We start from the raw sequence: 17,201 nt of genomic DNA, 5'->3' as shown, positions 1-17,201 counted from the left end.
TACAGCAGGGAGTAGTTTTTGTTGCCTACTCAACCAATGACCCAGCAGTCATTGAACGATAACATTCTGTTTTTGAAAGGATTGGGCTATATGGAGCTTTTTCCTCTTCAATAATGGAGAGAATAAAACGAAGTCTTGAATATTACTACTCATTCGACTTCATATCTAAATCATTGCTAGCGAGTACAAATGAATATCATTGCAATCTTATTGTCGTTGATCGGTGGGATCGTCATTGGAGGCTTGTTTAGCCATTTTCACTATAGAAAGAAAGAAAATGAGCTGACCCAACAGAATAACGAAACCGAAGAAAGAATGCGCTCTATGGTGGATGTCTCTGAGCTGGAAGATGTTAGGAATAACCTTGAGCAGCAAATCAGTGAGTTTCAGGCATCACTCGATGAATCTCATCGTGATCATCAGGCCAGGATTTCTGCATTTGAGACAGAAAAGCAGCAACTTCAAGAAGAGTTACAGTCGCGAATGGCTTCTCTGGAAAACAGCCAGCAAGAGAAGTCCGATGATCTCTACCAAAATTTGTCAAAAGTAAAAGTCCAGCTCGAAGAGTTGGCGCAAGTGATGCTCACTTTTGAGCGCATTCATGAGTCCTTGACTGAACTTATGGATCACAATCAGGCCATGAGCGACCAGAATGGGCAGTTTTTTAACATCGTAAAGCAAATTGTTATTTTGGCGCTGAATGCTGCCATTGAAGCGGCACGAGCAGGAGAATTTGGACGCGGGTTTGCGGTGGTGGCCGATGAAGTGAGAGCACTGGCTTTGCGCTCTCAGGAGTTGAGTAAAAGTTATCGAGAAAACTTGTATAAGAATGACCTGTTAACCACATCGACATTCCAAGATATTCAAGCCAGTGGAAAAATGGTAATCACCGAGCTGGCAACAGTGCAAAGCCAGGTCGACAGCTGTATTAGCCGATTACAAAGTGAGTCTTTCTAATGTTATTGATTGACGCACTGGATGGAATGTTTAAACGCAGTATTGAGTCTTGTCTGGGAGACAGTTTGCCCGATGGGGGCTGGTACATAAGTCCGATACAAAATACGGACGGCGTAGAAGTGAACGAAGCGATTTTTTTGACTATTTGCTCTCATCAGTTTCGAATATTTCTGACCTTACATTTTGATGTCGAAAAGTGCACATCTTTCTATCGTAAGGCATTAAAAATATCAGCAGAAGATGTGAGTGATCAGTCCGTTTATGACTTTTTGTATGAGGTTGGAAACAGCATTTGCGGTGTGCTCAAAAGAGACTTGGGTACTAGTATTCCTGCACTGGGAATGTCGACACCTAATTTACTATCGCAAGGGTGTTTTGATTTTATCAGCGTATTTGATGTTGTTAAAAGTGGCAACTACAGTGTTGAGGTCGATAGTGATTTTGTGCTTTATGCCGGCTACTTTTATTGTCGCAGTGATGATGTCGAAATCGAAGTAGTCGAGCAAAGTGTTGATGATGTAGAAAGCGGTGAGCTTGAGTTTTTCTAAAATGTTTAATTCTTATAGGTAGCTGTGATGGAATCAGAGAACGAAATAAAAAGTAAGATTTTGGTTTTTGAAAGCGATGCAAGTGCCGAGGGTAAAATTAAGAGCTTTTGCGAAGAGCATTCAATTATCACCCTGAAAGCCAGTAAAAAAGATCCTATGAATATACTAAAAACGAACACGGATCTCGGTGGTATTATTGTTTCTGATGAGTTTGAGTCGGACGGTTTGAACGGCAATGAGTTTGCAAAAAAAATTCACGAAAGTCGTCCTGAACTTCCTATTTTTATGCGCCTCAGTGATGTTAGTGCTCCATTGGAAAAGTCAGCAATTGATTTTGACCATCACATTGCCAGTCAATTTAATATCGATCGTCTAGATGCTTTAAAAGACAGTATCGATAATCACTTGTTCACTATTTATTATCCAATGCCACTGGTTCGAGTATTACAAGAACTTTCGTTAGACGCCATTCACGCCAGCGTTAAAGATTGCGAGATTCATTGCGATGCACCTTACCTTGTCAAAGATCAATTGATCTATGGCGAGCTGTTTAGTCTTATCCCACTAGAAAGTAACTGGTATCGTGGCTATATGATGTTACAAACTACCGAAAGTGAGATTTCTAGTTTGATAGAACATGGAAAAACTTCACTGCATGAAGATCAAAATAATTTTCGCTATGTGAGTTCATTATTAAGTGAGGTGACCAACCTTGTTTGGGGGGGATTGAAGAATCGCTTCAAGATGGATACTGATGACTCTCATGTGTTATCACGTACTCAAGTGCCTATATCAGTCAACCATTCACACAAATTTATCAGCTTTGGAACCAACGAGCCCCAGCTATGTATTCATTTTCGGCTGACCGATAAAAATGGGGTTTGTCCAAGTATCGATTTGTACCAGAAGCTGATTTTTAACCTGAGTTATTACCCTGAGAACTTCCTTGATTGTGATACCAAAACCGAGGAGTTGATTGACTCTGGTGAATTAGAATTCTTTTAATATTGTTAGATAAGAAGGTTTGGAGAAAAAAATGGCTCAAATTCTAGTTGTTGATGATTCTGCTACTGTCAGAAACGAAGTCAGTCAGTTTTTACAAAGTAATGGATTTGCTGTGGCGACCGCTGTAGATGGCAAAGATGGATTAGACAAAATGCGCGCTGATCCTGCCGTAAAGCTGGTTATTTCTGATGTTAATATGCCGAATATTGATGGCCTGACGATGGTGGAAAAAATCCGTAATGAACTAGGCAATAAAACGGTTAACATCATTATGCTAACCACAGAGAGTGATCCACGTATGAAAGAACGTGGTAAAGCTGCCGGAGTTAAAGGCTGGATTGTGAAGCCTTTCAAAGGTGAAGCCGTCGTGGGAAGTATCAAGAAACTAGTCGGTTAATGTTATAGAGTGATGGGGTGACTCCCCATTCTCTTATTAAATGGATTTTGTAAGCTGCCGCCTACAATAAACGGTGGTGGCTTAGACGTTTTTTTATGCATGGAGGTTAGACCTCATTAAATGTTTTAGAATTTTCTGGATATCTCTATTTAAGATACTAATATTTAAATTGTAGCTAAAACTCAAATGAATAAATATCTTTGTCGGCTATTTTTACAAAGCTGGCATTCTTGGTGGTTACTTAATACTAACGTATTGATTTATATGTCAATTATTAATATGGCATACATTTTGCTTTTCTGGGTTGTTCGTTATTAAAGCGAGCAGTAAACTAACAAACAGGATAGCTGTATTAAGGAGTTCACTATGTTTCCGGGAAAACCTGGGAAATACAATCTAAAAGTCGCTACATGGCTTCCACGAGTCAAAGTCAGCGTCTTTAAAAGTTCGGTCCAGCAAACCAACGAGTGGCGTGTTCGCTGCGCTGGTGTTGTTCTTGATCCTGGCAAAATTCTGCAACAGGGTCACTGGGAAGGTCCAATTTCATAACCTTTTCAGATAAAGCTCCGCTTTATGAGAAAAAATGTCAATTTTATTTACAATTATCTCTCTCCAGGTTGGAGAGAGATAATTGATACCTAACTTCCTTCATTTCTTTATAATATCCCCTCAAATTTTATCCTTTACTCATATAATGTGGCATTGGAGCAATGCAGTCGGTATTTTCCCAGTTAAGGCAAATATCCATTTATATTTGTTTATCAATTAGTTAGAGATTATTTAGTGGCAACGTATCAGCTTAATGAACGCCAACAACAGGCGGTTACCTCTATATCTTCCCCGATGCTGGTGTTGGCGGGTGCCGGAAGTGGGAAAACCAGTGTAATAACAACCAAGATAGTTCACTTGATTACTGAATGCGGCTATAAAGCGTCTCAAATAGCGGCAGTGACTTTTACCAACAAAGCCGCTCGAGAAATGAAAGAACGAGTTACTCGTTTGCTCGGTGGTGGTCAGGCCCGTGGACTGACGGTTTCGACCTTCCACAATCTAGGGCTCAATATTATTCGCCGCGAATACAAAGCGCTGGGTTTTAAAAGTAACTTTACTATCTTTGATGATCAGGACACCCTGGCTTTATTAAGGGAGCTCTGTAATCGAAGCAGTGAAGCCGACAAAACGGAACTCATGGCGATTCAACAGCGCATTTCTTATTGGAAGAACGAACTGAAGTCGCCTGAGCAAGCCATTGCGGCAGCGACGGATCAAGATGATCTCATGCGAGCTCATGTTTTTGAGCGTTACGATCGCAGCATGCGAGCTTACAACGCGGTCGATTTTGATGACTTGATTCGTTATCCGGTTCTTCTATTTCAAAATAATGAAGAGATACTGCAGCGTTGGCGCAATAAAATTCGTTATTTGTTGGTTGATGAGTATCAAGACACGAATACCTGTCAGTATTCTCTGGTTAAATTAATATGCGGAAAATTTGGCTTATTTACGGTTGTTGGAGACGATGATCAGTCCATTTACTCATGGCGAGGTGCGCAGCCAGAGAATCTGGTGTTACTTAAACAAGATTACCCCGCACTGCAAATCGTTAAGTTAGAACAAAACTATCGTTCGTTTGGTCGCATTTTAAAATCGGCCAATGTGCTGATTGAAAACAACCCTCATGTTTTTGAAAAAACGCTCTGGTCAGAAAAACAATACGGTGAACCGATTCGTGTATTAGTGGCAAAAAATGATACCGAAGAAGCCAGTCGAGTGGTGCATGAAATTTTGGCTCATAAATTAAAACACGCGACTAAATATAAAGATTATGCGGTGTTGTATCGAGGTAACCATCAGGCTCGATTTATAGAAAAAGCATTTATCGATAAACAAGTACCCTACAAAGTCAGTGGCAGTACGTCATTTTTCTCTCGTGCAGAAGTCAAAGACATTATGGCTTACCTAAGGTTGTTGGTTAATGAAGATGACGATAACGCTTTTTTGCGTATTGTGAATGTGCCGCGCCGTGAAATCGGCCCAACAACGTTAGAGAAGCTAGGACGCTATGCTCTGGAACGACAGATTAGTTTGTACGAAGCCTGCTTCGAGTTAGGGCTGGAACAAGAGTTATCGGGCAAGGGCTTACAAGCTGTTCAGCGATTCTCTCTTTTGATCTCTAAAGCCAGCGATAACGCCAAACGTGGTGACGCCATGGCGGTTATTCACGAACTTATCGCACATATTGGCTATCACGGCTGGTTATTTGATAGCTCCAGTAGTCCGAAGGCTGCGGAATATCGCTGGGCCAATGTGCAACAGCTATTAAGCTGGATTGAGATGGGACTGGAAGACAACCACGATGCAGAGGAACCATTGCTCGCAACGGTTAATAAATTGATCTTACGCGAGATGCTTGATCGTAACGAAGAAGAAGAAGATGGCAACGAAGTTCAATTAATGACGTTACACGCATCAAAAGGTCTTGAGTTTCCTCATGTTTATTTAGTGGGTGTTGAAGAAGAGATATTACCCCATAGCACCAGCATTGAAGAAGATAATATCGAAGAAGAACGTCGTCTTGCTTATGTCGGTATTACGCGAGCTCAAGAAACGCTGACCATGACCTACGCGCGTCAACGTAAACGCTATGGCGAAATGCAGCTAACTGAGCCGAGTCGCTTTTTGCTGGAGTTACCTCAGGAAGATTTATGCTGGGAAGAAGATCAGCAGCCAATGAGCGAATCAGAACGGCAGGAGAAAGGACGCAAAAACATAGCCATGCTAAAGAATATGTTGTCCTGATTCTGTGATAAAAAAGCTGCAAGGTTGATTCCTTGCAGCTTTTTCAATTTACTTCTGTTCAAAGAAAAAGGGCTGGCGTTTTGCTGGGTGATTGCCTTCTTGATTCATGGTGTTGGAATCAAATAAGCGACCATTGACCATCACTTTATCCAGCGACTCGGTGTGGCGAATGTTATCCAGTGGATTGTTATTGAGGATAACCAGATCTGCCAGCTTTCCGACTTCGAGCGACCCAATTTCTTTTTCCATTCCCAAATACTTTGCTCCATCTATAGTGGCTGCTTGCAACACTTTATGGGGAGGCATGCCTCCCTGAGCAAACATCCACATTTCCCAATGGGAGCCTAATCCTTCTCGTTGTCCATGAGCTCCCATGTTTACACCAACACCAAGACTTTGTAATTTGGCAGCAACGGCAGCAGCTTTGAAATGATTGTAGTCTTCTTCGGGAGCCATACGTCTACGAACAGAGCGAGGTTGCAAAATAAAGTCAGGAACATATTTGCTGAGTAATGGATGCTTCCATACTTCATCGTGCTGATACCAATAGTGTTCTCCCCATATACCACCATAAGCGACCACGAGAGTGGGGGTATAGGCTACTTGTGTTTGAGACCATAGTTGCTCGATATCATCATAAATTTCGGCGACTGGAATCGCATGCTCAATACCTGTATGTCCATCAATGATCATAGTGAGGTTATGCTGCAGCAAGGAGCCACCTTCGGGAACCACTAGCATATTGTGCTGGCGTGCGGCAGACAGAATCTGCTGGCGCTGATTACGTCGTGGCTGGTTGTAGCTTTTTACCGAAAAGGCACCGACCGACTTAAGGCGTTTTAAGTGGTTTTCGGCATCTTGATAAGAATCAACATGCGCGGTGAAGGATGCATCGGCGCCATACAGTATGGTGCCTGTGCTATAAATTCTAGGCGCAACAATCGCACCGGCTTTGGCGAGTTCACTGGCCGAAAAAATGGTTGAGGTGTCGTTAGATGGATCATGAATCGTCGTCACACCAAAAGCCAGTGTGGCGTAGTTCTGCCAATTTTGTTGTGGCGTAATTTCGCTGATGCCTTGAGCGCCATGCCAATGCACATCCACCAAACCAGGAATAATGGTTTTGCCTGACAGGTTCAGCCGTTGGGCGCCTCCAGGTATATCGAAACTGCCGCTTGGCCCAATAGCTTTGATGCGATTGGCTTCAATGAGCACATCGCCTTTGGTGATGACTTCATCCCCTTTCATGGTAATGATGGTTGCATTTAATAAAGCGATTTGACCGCGCGGTTGAGCCGATGGGGCTGTAAATGCCAATGATGTTACTTTCGGCTCAGCAAATTTTGTCTCACTGGTAAAGTTTGGTGGCAATGTTTGCGTAAACAGTTGAGCGCCTTGCGACCAGTAGAGTTGTTGGCTGTCTTTGGTCCAACTGAGGTTTTCTCCTGCAAAGGTGCTGAGTTTATAGATCGGCAAGCTACTCTTTTTGCGATCGACTTTAATGCTTTGCCCCGATTCCGCATAAGGCATGATGTAAACCTGAAAATACTCAACGAATGCAACCCATTTTCCATCAGGGGATATTCTAAACTCCGTCGCATGAGGTGTATTCAGTCGTTCTTTGGGTTGGCTGCCATTGAGTTTAACTTCAACCAAGGTTTGTAAACTTTTGTCTTTTTCTTGACGTGTTCGTGTCACAAAAATGGTGTCATTTTGATGGCCAAAATGGGGCTTTATGCCTTTCTTGGTAACCAGTTTTACTTCTTTTCCCTTATGAGTCATCTGATAGATTCCAGGGTTAAGAGAATGCTTGGGCGTTGTTAGGTAGCCGCCTTTAATTTTGCGATAAACAATGGTTTTGCCATCCGGAGAAAACTGAGGCTCTAGATACAAGCCGGGTTGTGGTGTCAGCTTCTTACCCTTGCCACCGGAGGCTCTGACCTTGTAAATGTGTCCTTGTTCTTTGTCATTCCAGCTACTGTAAACCAGCCATTTGCCGTCACGAGAAAAAGCTGGGTAAAACTCAAAGTGGTTGTTTTGTCGAGTGATGCGCTTGGGTTTTCCGTTGGGCAGCTTGCGGCTATAAAGATGGCCTAATGCTTGAAAAACCACTTGTTTACCGTTGGGAGAAACGGTAACCCAGCGCAGCATGTTAACAGCAAAGTTATCTTCGAATACCGGGGTGGAGTAACGCGCTGCGGCTCGAATTTCTCGTTGGTCTTTAACGCGGAATGGAATGGTTTTGACGGCTAAGGTTTGTGTGTTTAAACGTTTAATTTTTCCTCCTGCCCAAAACACCAGATCACGACTGTCCGGTGTCCAGGCCAGTGTTGGATACACGCCATGAATGGCCCAGGTTTCTTGCATGTCTCTGTCGAGCTGTTGGTAGACCGGATGTGTTTCACCCGTGGTAAGGTCTTTTAGAAATATGCTGGACTGATTGCGGATACGGCGGATAAAGGCCATTTTCTTTCCATCTGGAGAAGGCGTTGGTCTGACTGCGCCCCCGGCTCCACTGATAAAAGCCTCTATGTCTCCGCTGTTGCGGTCAATAGAAAAAATTTCGTAAATCTGTTGGTTGGAATCCTTGCTGTACTCAAAGATAGGGCCTGGCGTTGAATCACGGCTAAAGTAGAGTGTTTTTCCATCGGCCGAAAAAGCTGGTTCGCCCAAATCTTTCTGCTGATTGGGGCGTTTGTTTAACTGCACGCCTTTGCCACCAGCTATGTGATACATCCAGATTTCTCCTGCACCCAGAGAACGGCGTGCTGTAAAATGCTTCCGTGCAGCAATGTAACGACTGTCTGGTGACCATGCTGGGCTGTTTAACAGGCGAAAAGATTCTTTGGTAAGCTGATGTTTTTGGCTGCCATCGGCTTTCATTAACCAGATGTTGTCACCGCCGCCAGCATCGGATGTGTAAGCTATCCATTGTCCGTCAGGGCTAAAGCGTGGTTGCATATCCCAACTCATGCCACTGGTTATCGAGCGGGCAGTACCGCCAGCAATGGGCATGGTGTAAAGGTCACCGAGTAAGTCGAAAATCAAGGTTTTGCCATCGGGGCTGACATCCAGATTCATCCAGGTACCTTCATCGACATCGATATCAATAAATTCTTTGTTTCCGGGCGGTGTATTGACGTCCCATTTGGATTCTTTGGCTCCTGGCGCAGCTTCTGAAGCAAAGATGATGCCGCTTGAAAACGCTGAAACTACCACTAAGGTTATGATTTTTAGCAGTTTTATCTTCATTTAGATGACTTTTCTTATTATTAAGGGTGGATAATTCTATAGTAAGAGTAAGACGTCAGAAGTTCAAACACGGCGAGAGCCGTCAACAAGACTTTTATAGCTAAAAATTGTACCTAATTTCATATATTTGCTAGGATTTCTTAATAAAACGATTAAAATAAACTGGCTAACTTATCAGCGAAAATGTAAGAGAGACTTTATGAAGTGGCTCGAGTCATTATTTAATAAAGATAATAAACGTATTGGCTTACGACTTGAGAGTGATCACTTCCACTACTGCTATGTGAATAGTGATGCCACCAAGCCTACCATTCAGGATATTGGTCAGGTACCGATTGGCGAAGAGGGCCTTGAAGAATCCCTCAAAAAAGTGGTGGCTGATATTGGGGCTCGTAATGCCAGTGCCTATTGGGTGCTCCCCACGACTCAATACCAGATAATGACGCTCAATCGCCCTGCCGTACCCGATGAAGAAATGAAAGAAGCCTTACGCTGGCAGTTAAAAGAGCAAATTGATTTCCCTATCGAAGAAGCGGTCATTGATTTCTTTGATTATCCCGTGAATACCAGTCAGCCCAAGATATATTCTGTTGTAGCGCATCGTTCGTTGATCGAAAAAATTATCCACCTCAGTGAGGCTGCTGATCTCACCCTAACTGCAATCGATATTGATGAACTATCTTGCAAAAACTTGCTATTACCTCAACTGAGTGAGGGACAAAACACCGCTTTTATTGGTGAACAGTCTCGTGGGGTTAGCCTTAATTGCTTTGTTGGTAATGACTTGGCGTTTTCCCGATTGTTGGCGGGTACTTATTTTCCTCATAAAAGTGAAGAAGAAGATGAGTTGTCATTTGATGTTGATTTAGGCCAGTCGGATGTGTCGGATCGCTTGTTGTTAGAGATACAGCGAACGCTCGACTACTACGAGAGCCAGATAGCAAGACAGCCTGTGACGCGATTACTGATTCCAGATTTAGGCGCAGCAACAGAGGCTATCACTCAATTACTCAATGATAATCTGGATTCTCAGGTAGAAGTGATTCAGCTAGAAAATCTATGTCAGTGGGACGAAAAGATAACCGCTGAAGGTATTTGTCGCAGGCTTTCTCTTTGCGGTAGTGTTTTTCGTAACGAAGGGGTTGATCGTGCAGCAAGTTAATTTATATCAAGCAGAGTTCAGGCCTAAGAAAGTTGTTTTAGGTTTTGGCCAGTTGATAATGGCTATCGCTGCTGTTGTTATTTTGTATGTATTGTTGGGGATGCTATTACAGTCTAACACCAATAAGCTGGCGCAAAGATTAGCAGAGCAAGAGCAAATGCTAGCGCCGCTTCGCCTTCAAATCAAAGAACTTGAATTGGTTGTTGCTAATAAGCCCGACGCTGGTCATGTTGATAAACAAATCAAGTCAATAAAATCCGAAATTCAAAAGAAGTCTTCTGCCATTTCTACATTAAGAACCAGTGACCTGTCAGCGAGCGGTGGTTTCAGTCAGTTGTTAACAGAGTTAGCAGCTCCTAAAAGCAGCAGTATTTGGTTTACAGGGATTCGGGTTAACAACAATATTTTGAATTTGCAAGGGCAAACGGTTGATCCTGAGACCATCACTACCTGGATTGAGTCTCCTGCTTTTAAAGGTTCATTGAGCCGACGTTTTTCGGGGATCAATATCGAGAAAAACGTTAACAATGATCGCGTATTCGACTTTGAATTAATAGATGGGGTTTCAGTTGTCAATGAGTGATGAAGATAAAAAGGGCTTTGCCACTGTTATTGATAAGTACGAAGGTCTTGAGACTCGGCAACGATTTATCGCGTTGGGTCTGGTGGCGGTCGTTCTATTAGTTATCTTTGACCTTTTTTGGTTTGCACCACAAGAAAAGAAAACCAAAAGCTTACAGCGTCAAATTGATGTTCTGGAGAATGAACGCTCAGAGCTGACAGAGAAATCAACTGCACTACAAAATGCATTAGCCGACGATGGAACTGGAACAAAACGACGAGAGCTAGATAACCTCAAAAAGAGCGTATCAGATCTAGATAAGCAGTTATCAAATTATGCTCAGCTTGTGACACCAAGGCAAATGCCAGAAGTACTAAGAAATTTTTTCAATAGCAGTGCCAAGTTGAAATTAATTCGATTAAAGAAGCTCGCTGTAGAAGATGCGTTTGTAAGCAGTGATCCAGAATCTGCCACAAGTAATAGTTTCTTTAAGCATCCATTTGAAGTGGAGCTAAAAGGACAATACTTTGATTTGCTTGATGCGCTTAAGCAATTAGAGAATATGAACATCAAGATATATTGGCAAAACCTGGAGTATCAGGTTGAGCAGCATCCACAGGCGAAGATAAAAATGGTGATTTATACCTATAGTTACGATCGAGATTGGATAGGGGCTTGATGATGAAATGGTTATTGACTCTATTGATGATTGTCGCGATGAGTATCGGTGCGCAGACGCCCGTATCGGACCCCACTCGCCCTCTGGTTTATACCGGACAGCGTGGCCAGGCAAGTCCCGCAGCGAAACAGGTTGTCGAAAAGAGAAATCAGCTGCAAGCCATTATTACCGAAGATAAAAAAATAAAGTATGCCATCATTGATTCAAAAACCGTTAATAGAGGAAGTCTTATTAATGGCTATCGTGTTGACTCAATTAGCCAAAAGAAAGTCGTGCTACGCAGAGGCGATGACGTTAAGGTGTTGCGTATGGTACCTAGTGTGAAATCTATAAATAAAAAAGGTAACAACTCAAATGGATAAACTTAAATGCTTATTCGGAATCGCATGCGTTGTATGCCTCGTGTCTTGTAGTACAACTCAAAGTTCTTCAAGCCAAGAAAAAAATACAACGCATTCATCCATCGTTGATGAAACCTTCGAGCAAAAAGCCAGTGATGCTACTAGCACAAGTGACAATGATTCCTTACCGGCTTCAAACGATATTTTGAATTCGTTGTTACCTCCTATTTCTTTTGATACGCCAGCGGCCAGCGAAACGCGATTTGATGTACAAGCCGATGCGCTACCTCTTAATGCTTTTTTGATGGGGTTGGTAGATGGTACCGATTACAATATGGTCGTTGATCCTTCTCTTGTTGATCCGGTTACGCTGCATTTAAAAAATGTGACTATTTCGGAGGTTCTTAATTTAATTCAGCACACACAAGATATTGATGTACGCAAGCAAGGCAATATCTTTTATGTTGGTACTTCGGAGATTCAAACTGCTGTCTATCCCTTGAACTACTTAAACCTAAAACGTTCGGGTACTTCACGAACCAATGTGAGTTCTGGACAAATTCTTCAAGGAAACTCCTCGAATCAGAATAATCAAAACAGCTCTAATGATAACGGTAACAATAATCAGCAAGGCGGTAGTAGCGGTGATATCGTCACATTAAACTCAACAAGCATCGAAACAGAAACAGAAGCCGATCTTTGGGTTGAGCTACAAAATACCTTAACTGCTATTGTAGAGCAGGAACCAGGCAGCTTTGTTATGGTCAGTCCGCAAACAGGCATTGTTGTAGTAAAAGCTTTACCCAAACTTCAGCGCCAGGTTGCAGAATATCTTGGTGTCGCCCAGTCAAACTTACAGCGGCAAGTCATATTAGAAGCTAAGATATTGGAAGTGACACTCAATGATGGTTTTCAGGCGGGGATTAACTGGCAGCAAATTTACACCAATGGTGCTGGCAATCAATTGACCGTTGGCAACTTAGGTCAGGTATTACAAGTTGCTGACTCTGCAAACCCTCTGAATGGCATTTTCAATTTAGGTTTTCAAACACAAGATGGCGATCCTGATCCTTTTTCGGCAACCATTCAGTTGCTCGAAGAGCAAGGTAATGTACAAGTGCTGTCGAGCCCCAGAGTATCGACAATCAATAATCAAAAGGCTGTGATTAAAGTGGGAACTGACGAGTTTTTTGTTACTGATGTGTCTACAACAACGGTAACAGGACTTAATAATGCAACCACGCCGAATGTGACACTGACACCTTTCTTTTCTGGAATTGCTCTGGATGTGACTCCTCATATCAGTGCGCAAGGTGAGATCATCTTACATGTCCATCCTTCGGTTAGTGACATTCAAGATCAAACTAAGGTGGTTACTGTTGGTGCTGATGAGTTTGCTTTTCCATTGGCATTGAGCAGTGTTCGAGAATCTGACTCTATTGTTAAAACTCGAAGTGGCGATGTGGTCGTTATTGGTGGTTTGATGCAAAATAAAATTGAAGAAGTTGATGCTGGAACACCTGGTTTACGATCAATTCCTATTCTTGGAAATTTGTTTAATCAAAAACGGCAAAGCCACAAAAAGAGCGAGCTGGTTATCTTGTTAAAGGCCACGGTTATCGGTTTGGAAGATTGGTCAAAGCAGGTTAAAGAATACGAAAACCGATTCCGAAGTCTGGGTCAATAGGTGCGTTGTCATCATGTATCTGTATCACTTTGGTTTTCGTAAGCTTCCCTTCTCGTTAACTCCAGATACCGATCTGTTTTGCGCCTTGCCTGTTTATCAGGAAGCTCTCAATACATTAAACTTCGCCTTATCGACAGGCGAAGCCTTTTGCAAAGTGACCGGAGAAGTCGGCTCTGGTAAGACTCTATTGTGTCGCCTTCTGCTGAACAAAATCAGTGAGCAGCGTACTGTTGCTTATATCCCTAATCCTGTCTTAAAACCCAAAGAGCTAAAGTTAGCTCTGGCTCACGAATTAAATATGAGAGTTAAGGGCGATGTTGGAGAAGAGCTGCTAATTCCAAAACTACAGAAGAAGCTCATTGATGAGTTCAAAAAACGAGGCCCTGTTATTTTGGTCATTGATGAAGCTCAAGCCATGCCAGATGAAACACTAGAAACTCTCAGGCTGTTTGCTAACTTGGAGACAGAACAGGCTAAGCTACTGCAAATTGTGCTATTGGGTCAGCCCGAGCTTAATGAGAAACTTGCTCAGGAGCACTTACGGCAACTTCGTCAACGTATTGTTTTTTCATATCACTTGAAACCCTTGAACCGAAAACAGATACGACAATATGTTCAGCATAGAGTTGCTCATGTCACTACAGGTAATGGTGTTGTCTTTTCCCATTTAGCTTTGCGAGCTATCAGTTACTTTAGTCGAGGAGTGCCACGACTGGTCAACATTCTAAGTCATAAATCATTGATGCTTGCTTTTGGTAAAGGCGAGCATCGTATTGGTTTGAAACATATATTAGTGGCAACCAAAGATACCGATGACACTAGCAAGAACTTTGAAAAAGCAAAGCACATTATGTCGCTTTTATTGCTGATGCTATTTAGTAGTACCGCCGTTGCATGGTGGATAGCGCCATGAGTGTTGTTAATCAAATGCTGAAAGATTTGGATAAGCAGCATCCTTCTAACGCGGCTTTAAAAATGGATGCCGTTCCGACAGAAGAGTCTGGTGGATTAAGTAAAAAGACCTTTTTAGTCATTCTTCTTGGATTAGTTGGGGTTGTTCTTCTGGTATTATTTTACCTGGATTTGAATACGAAAGAAATTAAGCCCATAAATACTCAATCAATGGTCACAGCCACCATCGATGAAAATGCTTCTAAACCATTGACTGAAACTAGCGAAAGTAATGACCAAGAAAATATATTGGTTAAAACGGAAGTCAGCCATAAACCTGTGGTTCAGCTTTCTGAGCAAAAAAATCAGCAAAAAAGTAAACAAGAAACTGTCGGCGAAGAGATTGTAAAGGTTAGCAAAGCGACAGTGAGTCTAAGCCAAGAAGCAACAACAACTGAAGAACCCGTTGCATCTATCGCTCAAAAAACAAAGCCCCAATCAGTTTCACCCAATCTGGAAAAAGCAAAGCCTTCAATAAACAACGCCGTTGTTAATGTTAAGAGCCAAGAGTCGCTAAGCTCAGCACCTCTTGCGAAAGAAGTGAAGTCACTGTCTGTGCAAGAACTTAAAAAACAAAAGTTAGATGATATTAAACGCTTGATGCTTATTGACAGCGCCAGAGCAGTAGGTGATATGCAACAGTTGTTAACTTTATATCCCGATTATCATCAAGCTAGAGAAACCTACGCACTCTATTTAATATCACAGTCGCAACAAGATAAGGCGCTGATTGAGCTCGAGACGGGTGTGCGCAAATATCCTGATAATGTTACTTATCGCATGCTACTAGCACGGCTTTATGTCGCGAAGAAACAGTGGTCGCAAGTTCAACAAGTTCTTGCTGAGCCAGCATCTTCTCGTGTACCGGATGATTTTTTGATACTTAAAGCGGTTGCAAGTCAGCAGCTTACTGAACACGAACAAGCGGTTAGTCTTTATAGTCGCTTACTGACACGAGAGCAGCAGCGAGGTGAGTGGTGGATTGGTATTGCTATTTCGTTAGAGGCCTTAAAGCGTCATCAAGAGGCATACAAAGCTTACCATCAGGCATTAAGAGACAGTCGCTTAAGTTCATCTCAGAAACGTTTTGCTCAACAAAAACTGGTTCGTTTAAAGGTTAGCACTAATGCTTAGAAAAAAGATTCGTCTAGGAGATCTGCTGGTTGAAGGCGGTGTTATTACCGAAGAGCAGTTATTGGATGCTCTGAAGCAACAAAAATCAACTGGGCAGCGCTTAGGCTCCATGCTAGTTAACTTGGGCTATGTGGGAGAAGAGCAGCTACTAACCTTTCTTGCTCAACAGTTAGAAATAGAATATTTAGATCTACCTAATTTTAAAATTAATCAGTCAGTAGTTGGACGTTTGTCTGAGATTCAAGCTCGTAGATTTAGAACGCTCGTCGTAGATGAGTTTGGCGATAAGTATCATATCGTCATGGCCGATCCAACAGATTTGAATCGTTATGATCAGATCCAAAATATTTTACAAAAAGAACTCAAAGTATCGGTAGCCAAAGAATCGGATATTCTAAGAAATATTGATTTACTTTACCGCAAAACCAGCGAAATCAGTTCACTGGCCGAAGAGCTTGAAGATGAGTTAGGAACCGAAGAGTTCGAGTTACCTGGACTCGGAGAAACAACCGACACAGACGAAGCTCCTGTTGCTAAGCTATTGCAAAGTATCTTTGAAGAAGCCGTGCAGCTGCAAGCCTCCGATGTGCATATTGAACCCGATGAAAGCGTGTTGCGGATCCGTTTGCGAGTCGATGGCTCTCTGCAAGAACAGGTAATGAAAGAAAAGCGCATCGTACCTGCGCTGGTATTGCGCTTGAAGCTGATGTGCGGGTTAGATATTTCTGAAAAACGCAAACCACAAGATGGTCGTTTTAACATTAAAGTGCGTGGTCATGATGTTGATGTGCGTTTGTCGACAATGCCTGTGCAACATGGTGAGTCGGTGGTCATGCGTTTACTCGATCAAACCAGTGGTATTATGCGTTTGGATGAGCTGGGGATGACCCCCGATATCTTACAACAGTTTCGGCAACTGTTACGCTCGCAACATGGTATGGTTGTAGTGACGGGACCAACAGGCTCAGGTAAAACAACGACCCTTTACTCCGCACTGGCAGAATTAAATACGCCGGAAAAGAAAATCATAACCATTGAAGATCCTGTTGAGTATCAGTTATCGCGAGTCAATCAAGTTCAGGTAAATACCAAAATAGGTTTGAGTTTTTCTGCCGTTCTGCGTTCTGTGTTACGTCAAGATCCCGATATTGTTCTTATTGGTGAGATGCGTGATCAAGAAACGGCAGAAATTGGTTTACGAGCTGCGATGACAGGGCACCTGGTACTCTCTACCTTGCACACCAATGATTCTATATCCAGCGCTTTGCGAATGGTTGATATGGGCGCACAATCTTACCTGGTTGCCAGCGCCTTAAGAGGAGTAGTTGCGCAACGTTTGGTTAAGCGTGTATGTACTTTTTGTTCTGAAGAACATGAAGTCTCTTCTAACGATAAAGTTTGGCTGCAATCGATGGTTAAAGATACTGTGTCTAGTGCGGTATTTAAGCGAGGTGTTGGTTGTGTTCAGTGCAACCAGTCGGGCTATCGTGGTCGTATAGCGATTCACGAAATGCTGATTCTTGATGACAATATGTTAAGTGCACTCCGACGTAATGATCCCGATGACTTCAGTCGTTATGCGAAAAGTTCGAAACACTATCAGTCGTTACAAGAAAGCGTTATTCGTCTGGCAGTTAAAGGCTTGACCTCTCTATCTGAGGTTTATCGCATCGCAGAAACGATTGAAGATAGCGTGTTACCAACACCGGTAGAGGATGAGTAAGTTC

General features: G+C 42.6%; 15 protein-coding genes. 14 read left to right on the top strand and 1 reads right to left on the bottom strand.

The genetic code is table 11. The features are described 5' to 3' along the window. Positions 1-189: 189 nt before the first annotated feature. The 6 genes from NH399_RS26005 (at position 190) to rep (ending at position 5,706) form a co-directional block, all read left to right on the top strand. The gene (locus tag NH399_RS26005) at positions 190-957 is read left to right on the top strand and encodes a methyl-accepting chemotaxis protein (protein ID WP_371876099.1); all 768 of its coding nucleotides are present in this window, start codon (positions 190-192) and stop codon (positions 955-957) included. Next, positions 957-1,505, top strand: coding sequence for a hypothetical protein (locus NH399_RS18750; RefSeq protein WP_253042718.1), 549 nt, complete (start codon positions 957-959; stop codon positions 1,503-1,505). Before NH399_RS26005 ends, NH399_RS18750 begins: the two co-directional genes overlap by 1 nt. Before the next feature lie 27 nt (positions 1,506-1,532). Beyond that, on the top strand, positions 1,533-2,510 hold the full coding sequence (locus tag NH399_RS18745) for a chemotaxis protein CheX (protein ID WP_253042717.1): 978 nt from the start codon (positions 1,533-1,535) through the stop codon (positions 2,508-2,510). Positions 2,511-2,541: 31 nt separating this feature from the next. Continuing rightward, positions 2,542-2,907, top strand: coding sequence for a response regulator (locus tag NH399_RS18740; protein WP_253042716.1), 366 nt, complete (start codon positions 2,542-2,544; stop codon positions 2,905-2,907). A gap of 366 nt (positions 2,908-3,273) precedes the next feature. Continuing rightward, entirely contained in the window at positions 3,274-3,456 is a 183-nt protein-coding gene (locus tag NH399_RS18735) for a hypothetical protein (protein ID WP_253042715.1), read from the top strand. A 234-nt stretch (positions 3,457-3,690) separates the two neighbouring features. Next, complete coding sequence (gene rep / locus NH399_RS18730; RefSeq protein ID WP_371876098.1) at positions 3,691-5,706, top strand: DNA helicase Rep; 2,016 nt, start codon at positions 3,691-3,693, stop codon at positions 5,704-5,706. A 48-nt stretch (positions 5,707-5,754) separates the two neighbouring features. Here rep and NH399_RS18725 read toward each other — a convergent pair whose 3' ends face one another. Further along, on the bottom strand, positions 5,755-8,958 hold the full coding sequence (locus tag NH399_RS18725) for an amidohydrolase family protein (RefSeq protein WP_253042714.1): 3,204 nt from the start codon (positions 8,956-8,958) through the stop codon (positions 5,755-5,757). Positions 8,959-9,157: 199 nt separating this feature from the next. Between NH399_RS18725 and NH399_RS18720 the strand changes: the two genes are divergently transcribed. The 8 genes from NH399_RS18720 to NH399_RS18685 are packed head-to-tail and all read left to right on the top strand — an operon-like array spanning position 9,158 to position 17,197. Next, a complete protein-coding gene (locus tag NH399_RS18720; protein WP_253042713.1) occupies positions 9,158-10,120 on the top strand; it encodes a hypothetical protein in 963 nt (320 codons plus the stop codon). Next, positions 10,107-10,703 (top strand): PilN domain-containing protein, encoded by a 597-nt coding sequence (locus tag NH399_RS18715; protein WP_253042712.1) that lies wholly within the window; start codon positions 10,107-10,109, stop codon positions 10,701-10,703. Before NH399_RS18720 ends, NH399_RS18715 begins: the two co-directional genes overlap by 14 nt. Next, positions 10,696-11,361 carry a hypothetical protein gene (locus NH399_RS18710; RefSeq protein WP_253042711.1) on the top strand — a complete coding sequence of 222 codons (666 nt, stop codon included), beginning with the start codon at positions 10,696-10,698 and terminating at the stop codon, positions 11,359-11,361. The genes NH399_RS18715 and NH399_RS18710 overlap by 8 nt, the downstream gene beginning before the upstream one ends. Continuing rightward, positions 11,361-11,723 carry a hypothetical protein gene (locus NH399_RS18705; RefSeq protein WP_253042710.1) on the top strand — a complete coding sequence of 121 codons (363 nt, stop codon included), beginning with the start codon at positions 11,361-11,363 and terminating at the stop codon, positions 11,721-11,723. The genes NH399_RS18710 and NH399_RS18705 overlap by 1 nt, the downstream gene beginning before the upstream one ends. Further along, a complete protein-coding gene (gene mshL, locus NH399_RS18700; protein ID WP_253042709.1) occupies positions 11,716-13,389 on the top strand; it encodes a pilus (MSHA type) biogenesis protein MshL in 1,674 nt (557 codons plus the stop codon). Before NH399_RS18705 ends, mshL begins: the two co-directional genes overlap by 8 nt. Before the next feature lie 13 nt (positions 13,390-13,402). Continuing rightward, positions 13,403-14,302 carry an ExeA family protein gene (locus NH399_RS18695; RefSeq protein WP_253042708.1) on the top strand — a complete coding sequence of 300 codons (900 nt, stop codon included), beginning with the start codon at positions 13,403-13,405 and terminating at the stop codon, positions 14,300-14,302. Further along, positions 14,299-15,474, top strand: a complete 1,176-nt coding sequence (locus NH399_RS18690; protein WP_253042707.1) for a M48 family metallopeptidase — start codon at positions 14,299-14,301, stop codon at positions 15,472-15,474. The genes NH399_RS18695 and NH399_RS18690 overlap by 4 nt, the downstream gene beginning before the upstream one ends. Then, positions 15,467-17,197 carry a GspE/PulE family protein gene (locus NH399_RS18685; protein ID WP_253042706.1) on the top strand — a complete coding sequence of 577 codons (1,731 nt, stop codon included), beginning with the start codon at positions 15,467-15,469 and terminating at the stop codon, positions 17,195-17,197. The genes NH399_RS18690 and NH399_RS18685 overlap by 8 nt, the downstream gene beginning before the upstream one ends. The last annotated feature ends 4 nt before the right edge of the window (positions 17,198-17,201 follow it).

Source organism: Pleionea sp. CnH1-48, assembly GCF_024124665.1.
Classification (GTDB): domain Bacteria; phylum Pseudomonadota; class Gammaproteobacteria; order Enterobacterales; family Kangiellaceae; genus JAMXSB01.
Note: the sequence above shows the minus strand (reverse complement) of the source record. Positions and strands in the feature narration are given on the sequence as shown.